Below are 2,440 nucleotides of genomic sequence, written 5' to 3' on the forward strand. Positions count from 1 at the left end.
CTGCGGCAGGCCGACCAGGGCCTTGGTGGCGATCCGGATGTCGCGGATGTTCTCGATGTCGAGCAGCCGCAGCAGGAAGGCCTCCAGCCGGGGCCAGGGCAGGTTGGCGGTGTCGCCGCCGGAGACCACCACGTCGCGGACGGCGGGGGTGGCCCGCAGGTACTCGACGATCCGGTCGAGGCGGTCGCCGGGCTTGAGCGCGAACCGGTACTTGGGGGTGGCGGGGGTGGCCGGGCCGACCAGGTCCATCCGGGTGCAGTGGCCGCAGTACTGCGGGCAGGTGGCGACCACTTCGGCCAGCACCTTGGTGGGGTAGCGGTGGGTCAGGCCCTCGGCCACCCACATGTCGGCCTCGTGCAGCGAGTCGCGGCTGGCGACCGGGTGGCTGGGCCACTCGGGGTCGCGGTCGGAGGCGGCCGGCAGCATGTAGCGCCGCACCGGGTCGGCGTACAGGGTGTCGGGGGTGGGCGGGCCGTGCGGGCTCATGGTGTTGATCACGTGCGGGGGCAGCAGCAGCGACATGGTCGCGAACTGCTCCTGGTCGCGGGCGACGTCCTCGTAGAACGTCTCGCCCGCGCCCGGGCCGAGCGCCTCCCGCAGCTGCCGCACGTTCTTGACGCAGTGCGCGCGCTGCCACTGCGGGTCGCGCCACTCCTCGGCGGTGACCTGGCTCCACAGCGGGAACCGCCGCCAGTCCGGCTCGATCAGCTCTCTGCGCCGGTACTCGTACAGCACGGTCGAGTTCCCGGCGGGGGTCGTCGTCGTCACGGCGCCCAGCCTCGAACGTTCGAACATCCGTCCTGCATCGCCACCGCATCCCCGGTGCATCCCGGCTGCATTCCCGCTGCATCGGCGCTACATCGGTGGTGGAACGGGCCGCCTGCGGGCCGCCGGGGACCGCCCTCGGGGTCAGCGCACGGCCGTGTCCTCGTCCTCGGGCACCGCCTCCAGCGCCCGGCCGCCGGCGGCGAGCATGCCGAGGAAGAACAGGCCGCCCAGCAGGAGCAGTCCGGCCACGATCACCACGGAGGTCGGCGCGTCCTCGGGGGTCACCAGCACGAAGAGCGCGATCAGCGTCCACACCAGGGCGCTGACGGCGACCGGCAGTTCGAGGCGTCCGAGGTCGAACGCGCCCGCCCGGCGGTCCAGGCGTCTTCGGACGGCCAGGTAGAGCACGATCGTCGCGCCGTAGATCAGGGCCGGCAGGATCGTCGACGAGGTGATCAGCTGCAGCAGTGCCGCCCCCGGCAGCGCGACCATCAGGACGACACCGAGCGCGAGGATCAGCAGGGTGGCCGGGATCGGGGTCCGGGTCCGGGGGTTGACCCGCCGCATCCAGCGGTGGGCGGGGAACCGCGCGTCGCGGGACATCGCGAAGATCAGCCGCGAGCAGGCGACCAGCACCACGGTCCCGGCGCCGAAGAACGCGATCGAGACGGCGGCCAGCAGCGTCTTCTCCGCCACCGGTCCGAGCCGGTCGCGCATGATCGCGGCCACCGGGGAGCCCTCGGCGCTGATCCGGGGCAGGTCCTCGATGGCGGCGGTCAGCGTGATCAGGAACAGCATGCCGAGGATCCCGGCCGCCACCACCGATCCGACGATCGCGCGCGGGACGCTGCGGAACGGGTCCTTCGCCTCCTCGGCCAGGTTGGCCGCGGAGTCGAAGCCGACCAGGGTGGCAAGGCCCATGATCATCGAGAGCATCAGCCCGCCGCCGACGGCGAAGTAGTCCGGGGACCCCGCGGCCACACCCCGGGAGACCAGGTTGCCGGGCGAACCGTCACCGGTCACCAGTACGGCGACCACCAGCGCGACCGCGACGACCACGACCAGCGTCAGTTCCAGCCCCACGGCGGCCGAGTTGATCCAGCTGACCAGCCGGGTCGAGGCGATCGCGACCACCGCCTGGACCAGCAGCACCGCCAGGGTGATCAGGCGCGCGGTGTCCTCGTCCGCCGCGAGGCCGGCCAGCGGCATCAGGGCCAGGCTCGCCAGCGCGTTGTCGAGCGCCACCACGGCGATCGCCAGGTAGCAGAAGGTCAGCCAGCCGAACCACCAGCCGGCCCTGGGGCTGCCCAGCCGCGACGCCCACTGGTAGGAGGAGCCGCTGAGCGGGATGCGGGCCGCGAACTGCGCCACCACCAGGGCCACCAGGGTCTGCCCCACCGCCGCGACGGTCCACAGCCAGATCCCGACCGGCCCGGCCGTCTGCAGCACCTCGTCGAAGGTCGCGAAGATGCCGACCGCCACCGAGATGAACGCGAAGGAGATCGCGAAGACCTGGAAGGAGCCGAGCGAACGCCGCAACTCCTGCCGGTAGGCCGTCCCCTCGGTGCCTGCGCCCTGCGGCCCGCCCGTCGAAGCCTCCGCCATCTCGGACTCCCTCGCCGCCGCGCCGCTCCGCCGCGGCGCGGAGCAGGTCACCGCGAGTCTCCTCCCC

At 72.8% G+C, this 2,440-nt stretch carries 1 protein-coding gene and 1 pseudogene; both read right to left on the reverse strand.

Annotated elements, in window-relative coordinates:
* Positions 1 to 768, reverse strand: a pseudogene (locus AA75_RS34395) (lysine 2,3-aminomutase); the annotation flags it as partial.
* Positions 769 to 909: 141 nt separating this feature from the next.
* Positions 910 to 2,373, reverse strand: coding sequence for an APC family permease (locus AA75_RS34400; protein ID WP_033824280.1), 1,464 nt, complete (start codon positions 2,371 to 2,373; stop codon positions 910 to 912).
* Positions 2,374 to 2,440: the final 67 nt, after the last annotated feature.

Source organism: Kitasatospora sp. MBT63 (genome assembly GCF_000710465.2).
In the GTDB taxonomy this organism is placed as follows: Bacteria; Actinomycetota; Actinomycetes; order Streptomycetales; family Streptomycetaceae; genus Kitasatospora.

Excerpts from the sequence above, each read along its gene's own strand:
- AA75_RS34400 (WP_033824280.1), bottom strand. The coding sequence starts at position 2,373 with ATGGCGGAGGCTTCGACGGGCGGGCCGCAGGGCGCAGGCACCGAGGGG.